At 73.8% G+C, this 5,528-nt stretch carries 8 protein-coding genes and 1 pseudogene; 1 reads left to right on the top strand and 8 read right to left on the bottom strand.

Annotated features, from left to right (window positions below; all coding sequences use genetic code 11):
• Positions 1–3: 3 nt before the first annotated feature.
• The 4 genes and pseudogenes from VFW24_14385 to VFW24_14370 form a co-directional block, all read right to left on the bottom strand.
• The gene (locus VFW24_14385; GenBank protein HEX5267949.1) at positions 4–564 is read right to left on the bottom strand and encodes a pseudouridine synthase; all 561 of its coding nucleotides are present in this window, start codon (positions 562–564) and stop codon (positions 4–6) included.
• A 51-nt stretch (positions 565–615) separates the two neighbouring features.
• A pseudogene (locus VFW24_14380) lies at positions 616–717 on the bottom strand (S4 domain-containing protein).
• A 64-nt stretch (positions 718–781) separates the two neighbouring features.
• Entirely contained in the window at positions 782–1,345 is a 564-nt protein-coding gene (scpB, locus tag VFW24_14375) for an SMC-Scp complex subunit ScpB (protein ID HEX5267948.1), read from the bottom strand.
• A complete protein-coding gene (locus VFW24_14370) occupies positions 1,342–2,118 on the bottom strand; it encodes a ScpA family protein (protein ID HEX5267947.1) in 777 nt (258 codons plus the stop codon). Before VFW24_14370 ends, scpB begins: the two co-directional genes overlap by 4 nt.
• 52 nt (positions 2,119–2,170) lie before the next feature.
• Between VFW24_14370 and trpS the strand changes: the two genes are divergently transcribed.
• On the top strand, positions 2,171–3,184 hold the full coding sequence (trpS, locus tag VFW24_14365; protein ID HEX5267946.1) for a tryptophan--tRNA ligase: 1,014 nt from the start codon (positions 2,171–2,173) through the stop codon (positions 3,182–3,184).
• On the opposite strand, the gene VFW24_14360 is transcribed toward trpS, so the two are convergent.
• From VFW24_14360 to VFW24_14345, 4 genes are all read right to left on the bottom strand, one after another.
• Positions 3,181–3,723: a hypothetical protein gene (locus tag VFW24_14360; GenBank protein HEX5267945.1), complete on the bottom strand. Its 543-nt coding sequence runs from the start codon at positions 3,721–3,723 to the stop codon at positions 3,181–3,183. The two genes, trpS and VFW24_14360, sit on opposite strands and share 4 nt — an antisense overlap.
• Complete coding sequence (locus VFW24_14355) at positions 3,705–4,424, bottom strand: site-2 protease family protein (protein HEX5267944.1); 720 nt, start codon at positions 4,422–4,424, stop codon at positions 3,705–3,707. Before VFW24_14355 ends, VFW24_14360 begins: the two co-directional genes overlap by 19 nt.
• A gap of 25 nt (positions 4,425–4,449) precedes the next feature.
• The gene (locus VFW24_14350) at positions 4,450–4,788 is read right to left on the bottom strand and encodes a TraR/DksA family transcriptional regulator (protein HEX5267943.1); all 339 of its coding nucleotides are present in this window, start codon (positions 4,786–4,788) and stop codon (positions 4,450–4,452) included.
• A 23-nt stretch (positions 4,789–4,811) separates the two neighbouring features.
• On the bottom strand, positions 4,812–5,528 hold a 717-nt coding region (locus VFW24_14345), incomplete at its 5' end, for a tyrosine recombinase (GenBank protein HEX5267942.1).

Here is a 5,528-nt window from a genome sequence, read left to right as displayed (position 1 = left end):
AGCCTACCTGGGGGTGGCTGTTCTCCCTGCCGGCCTGCTGGCCGCCGTCTCCAGCGAACGGAGCTCCTTCTGGTCCAGGGGCCGCCATTTCCCGGGACCGAGCTTCGGATCCCGCAGGGGCCCGATCCGCACCCGGACCAGGCGGCGCACGGGGTGGCCGACGGCGTCACACATCCGGCGCACCTGGCGGTTGCGGCCCTCGTGGATGACGATCCGCAGCGCGGTGGGGGCCACCAGCGAGACCCGCGCCGGGGCAGTGATCCCGTCCTCGAGACGGACCCCCTCCCGGAGCTGGCGGACGGCCCCGGCGGAGGGACGGCCCGCCACCTCGGCCAGGTACTCCTTCTCGACGCCGTGGCTCGGGTGGGAGAGGCGGTGGGCCAGCTCCCCGTCGTTGGTGAGCAGCAGCAGTCCCTCGGTGTCGGCGTCGAGGCGGCCGACCGGGAAGACCCGCGGCTCGGCCGGGACCAGCTCGACGACCGTCGGCCGGCCCTGCGGGTCCGAGGCCGTCGTGACCACGCCGGGGGGCTTGTTGAGGAGGTAGTAGACGAGCCCCGGCGCCACCGAGAGCCTGACCCCGTCGACCTCCACCGCGTCGGCGGCGGCGTCCACGCGCTGGCCCAGCCGGGCGGGACGGCCGTTGACGCTCACCCGGCCGGCGGCGATCAGCTCCTCGGCCGCCCGGCGGCTGGCCACCCCGGCCCGGGCCAGGATCTTCTGGAGCCGCTCCCCCTCCTCGTCGGGGGTCTGGGGGACCCCGGCCCCGCCGGCGGCCGCCTCCCTAGGCGTCGGGAAGGCGCAGGCCGTGCTCGAGCGCCTCGACCACCTCCGGGCCCGGCACGAAGTCCGCCACCGGCGGCAGCTGCTCCAGGTTGTCGATCCCGAGCTTCTCGAGGAACAGCTGGGTCGTGCCGTACAGGGTGGCCTGGCCCGGGCCGGGGTCCCGGGCCACCGGCTCGACGTAGCCGCGCTGCTGGAGAGTGCGGATCACGCTGTCGACGTTGACGCCCCGGATGGCGGCCACCTGGGCCCGGGACACCGGCTGCTTGTAGCAGACGATGGCCAGGGTCTCGAGGGCGGCGGCCGACAGGCGGGCGGACTGGCCCTCCAGGACGAAGCGCTCCACGTAGGGGTCGAGGTCGGGATGGGTCTGGAAGCGGTAGCCCCCGGCCACCCGGGCCAGCACGAACCCCCGGCCCTCGGCGGCGTACTCGGCCGCCAGCTCGGTGCACAGCGCCTCGACGGCCTCGGTCGAGACCTCGAGCAGCTCGGCCAGGAGACGCGGGGGCGCCGGCTCGTCGGCCACCAGGACCAGCGCCTCGAGGGCCCGCTTGACCTCGCTCACCCCTGGTACTCCTCGACGAGGACCGAGCCGGCGTCCACGTCCTCCCGGCCGAGCCAGGTGATCCGCAGCTCACCGAGCCGCTCGGTCTGCTCCAGCTCGACCAGGCCCTGCTTGTACATCTCGAGGAGGGCCAGGAAGCGCACGATCACCGCCAGCTTCTCGACCAGGGTGCCGGTCAGGCGGCGGAAGGTGATGACGCCGACGCGGGGCAGCTCGTCGAGCAGCTCCTCCACCGCGTCGCGGACCGACGCCCGGATGGGCGCCACGTGGTCCATCTGCACCCGGGGCACGGGGCGGGGGGTGGCGGCGCGGATGTAGGCGTCCCGGAGGGCCTCGGGCGTGACCCCGGCCAGGACGTCGGGCATCAGCGAGGAGAAGCGCTCCTCCGGGCCGGCGGTGCGGGGATGCGAGCGGGACGCCACCTCGGCCAGCTGGTCCAGGGCCCGGGCCGCGTCCTTGAACGTCTTGCACTCGAGCAGGCGGGCCAGGAGGAGATCGCGCTCCTCCCACAGGGCCAGCTCCTCGTCGAGGTCCCCGTCGTCCAGGCCGGGGAGCAGCCGCCGGCTCTTGAGCTCCACGAGGGTGGCGGCGATCAGGAGGAACTCGGTGGTGACCTCCAGGTCGAGCGACTCCATCCGCTCCAGCTCGGCCAGGAAGGCGTCGACGATCGTCGTCAACGAGATCTGGTAGAGGTCGACCTGCTCCGCCGTGATCAGCTGGAGGAGGAGGTCGAAGGGGCCCTCGAAGACCGGCGTGGCCACCTCGTACGGCACGGTGGTGAGAATACCGGCGGGGCCGGGCAACTCCGGCGCATACCATCCCACCATGCCCCCGCCCCCGCCGCGGTCCCGGCCGCGGGTCCTCTCCGGGGTGCAGCCGTCCGGGGACCTCCACCTGGGCAACTACCTGGGCGCCTTCCGCAACTGGGTGGCCGACCAGCACGATCACGACGCCCTCTACTGCATCGTCGACCTCCACGCCCTCACCCTCGACCACGACCCGGCGGTGCTGGCCGACAAGACCCTCGACGTGGCCCGGTGGCTCCTCGCCGCCGGTCTCGACCCCGGAACCTGCACGCTGTTCGTGCAGAGCCACGTGCCCGAGCACACCGAGCTGTGCTGGCTGCTCGAGTGCACGGCCACCTTCGGGGAGCTGCGCCGGATGACGCAGTTCAAGGACAAGAGCGGGGGCCAGGAGAGCGTCCGGGTGGGGCTGTTCACCTACCCGGTGCTGATGGCCGCCGACATCCTCGTCTACGACGCCGACCGGGTGCCGGTCGGCGACGACCAGCGCCAGCATCTCGAGCTGGCCCGCAACGTGGCCCAGCGCTTCAACTCGCGCTACGGGGAGACGTTCGTCGTGCCCGACGCCGCCATCCCCCGCGTGGGTGCCCGGGTGATGGATCTCCAGGAGCCGACCAGCAAGATGTCCAAGTCGACCGGCACCGACGCCGGGCTGGTGTACCTGGCCGACGACCCCGCCGTCATCGAGCGCAAGATCAAGCGGGCGGTGACCGACAGCGGCGCCGACGTGGTGTTCGACCCCGTGAACCGCCCCGGGCTGGCCAACCTGATCCAGCTGCTCGCCGCCGCCACGGGCCGGGAGCCGGCCGACGTCGCCGCCGGGTACACCCAGTACGGGCCGCTCAAGGCCGACGCCGCCGCCGCCGTGGTGGAGATGCTGCGGCCGGCCCAGGAGCGCTACCGGGAGCTGGCCTCCGAGCCTGGGGAGCTCACGGCCATCCTGGCCGAGGGGGCGGCCCGGGCCCGCCAGGTGGCGTCGGCCACCGTGGCCCGGGCCCGCGAGGCGATGGGCCTGCTCCCGCCCCGCCGCGACTAGTCGTCGTCACCGCGCTTGAGGGCCGTGCCGGTGGCGGGCGGGATGACCGGGTCCCAGCGCTCCGGCGGGGTGTGGTGGCAGCGGGCCCACGCCACCGTCAGCTCGTCGCTTCCGGCCTCGCCGAGCATGACCGCTCCCCGCTCGGGGTGGCGCAGGTAGCGGCCCACCCGACCGGCGGGCCCGCCCCGCTCCTCCCAGCCGACCGCCCGGTCCCGGCCCCCCGCCAGGCCCACCACGGTGGCGGCCACCCGGCCCCACACCCCGAGCCCGGCGTCGAGCTTGCCGACGTCGTGCAGGAGGGCGGCGGCCAGCACCGGCCTGGTGGCGTCCGGTCCGAGTGTGTCCTCCACCGCCCGGGCCACCCCGGCGGCGTGGCGGCGGTCGGGGCCGGAGAGGCGGTCCCAGAGCACCCGCTCTCCGTCGAGCAGCTGCCGGCGGGCCCACTGCTCCTCGGGCGCCGCCGGGCCTCCCGGGACGAGGGACCCCACGAACCGGCGAACCAGGTGGGCCCCGGTCATCATCACGCCAGGTGGCCCCACCAGTTCAGGACGGGATCGAACAGGCCGTTCAGGATGCTGGGCCGCAGGAACACGATGGCCAGCACGATCAGCAGCGAGTACTGGCGGATCCGGAGGTAGCCCGGCCACCAGCGGGCGGGCAGGAGCCGCTCGACCACCGCCGACCCGTCGAGAGGCGGGATCGGGATCAGGTTGAACACGGCCAGGATGACGTTGGCCTCTCCGAGCGCCAACACCACGCGCCATCCCAGAGGCGGCGGTCCGAAGGGGCTGATGCTCCACCGCCGGAGGGCCAGGGCGGCCAACCCGGCCAGCACGATGTTCACCGCCGGGCCGGCCAGGCTCACCACCAGGCTGGCGTTGCGGGCGTTGCGCAGCCGCCGGACGTTGACCGGGACGGGCTTGGCGTAGCCGAAGGCGGGATGACCGCTCAGGACCAGGATGGCCGGCAGGATCACCGTTCCGATCGGGTCGACGTGGCTGACCGGGTTGAGGGTCAGCCGCCCCGCCCGCTTGGCGGTGTCGTCCCCGAACATCAGCGCGACCGCCCCGTGGGACACCTCGTGGAGGATCACCGACGGGATCAGCACGCAGAAGAAGATGACCTCGTCGGAGGTGATCCGGTGGTTGTGGACGATCTCGTAGACGACCAGGGCCACGACGGCCAGGAGGATCAGCTGGCCGACCTGGTTGCGTCCGCCCCGTCCCGGGGCCGGCCCCATCACGGTGCCAACCCCGCGTCCGGCGTCAGCGCTTGGAGGCGCAGTCGATGCAGTAGCGGGCGCCGGGCTTGGCCTCGAGGCGGGCGGGGGCGATCTCCTTGCCGCACTGCTCGCACGTCCCGTAGGTGCCGCCGTCGATCTTGGCCAGCGCGGCGTCCACTTCCTCGAGGGTCTCGACCAACTTGGCCGCCAGGGCGTCGGCTTCCCCACGCTCCGCGGTCACCTGGCTGGAGTCGGCGAAGTTGGAGTCGTAGGTCAGACCCCCCTCTCCGCCGTGCCCGAGCTCGGCCAGCTGGCGACGCAGGTCGGCCTGCTCGCGCACCAGGAGGGCGCGCGCTTCGGTGGCCACCGCGTCGTTCGGCATACCTCCAGGTTAGCGGCCGGTGACTACCGGGCGCGCGGGTGGGCCTGGTCGTAGACCCGCCTCAACCGCTCGGCCGAGACCTTGGTGTACACCTGCGTCGTGGCGATCGAGGCGTGCCCGAGCAGCTCCTGGACGACCCGGATGTCGGCCCCGTGGTCGAGCATGTGGGTGGCGCACGAGTGCCGCAGGACGTGGGGGGTGAGCCTCCCCTCGAGCCCGGCGCCCCGGGCGTGGTGGCGCACCACCCCCCACGCCCCCTGACGGGACAGCCGGCCGCCGCGGGCGTTGAGGAACACGGCCTCGGCGTCGCCCCGCCGGGCCCAGCGCTTGGGCACCAGGGCGGGACGGCCGGGGGGGGAGAGCCATTCGGAGAGGGTGCTTCGCCCGAAGGAGCCGATGGGGACCAGGCGCTCCTTGGCCCCCTTGCCGAACACCCGGATGAGCCCGTCCTCCAGCGCCAGGTCGGCCAGGGACAGCCCGGTCAGCTCGGAGATCCGCATGCCGGTGCCGTAGAGGACCTCGAGGATGGCGCGGTCGCGCCGGGCCAGCGGCTCCTGGCCCGTGACCCCCGCCAGGAGGACCCCGACCTCGTCCTCGGAGAGGGCCTTGGGCAGGCCCTGGGGCACCCGCGGCCGGTCGACGTCGTCGGTCGGGTCGGTGGGAGCCTGGCCCTCGTCGACGCAGAAGCGGTGGAGGCTGCGCACCGAGACCAGGGCCCGGGCCACCGACGACGGCTTGCG

The sequence above is a fragment of the Acidimicrobiales bacterium genome (assembly GCA_036273495.1).
Taxonomy (GTDB): domain Bacteria; phylum Actinomycetota; class Acidimicrobiia; order Acidimicrobiales; family JAJPHE01; genus DASSEU01.
The sequence above is the reverse complement of the archived record's forward strand: the minus strand, read 5'-3'. Positions and strand labels throughout refer to the sequence as shown.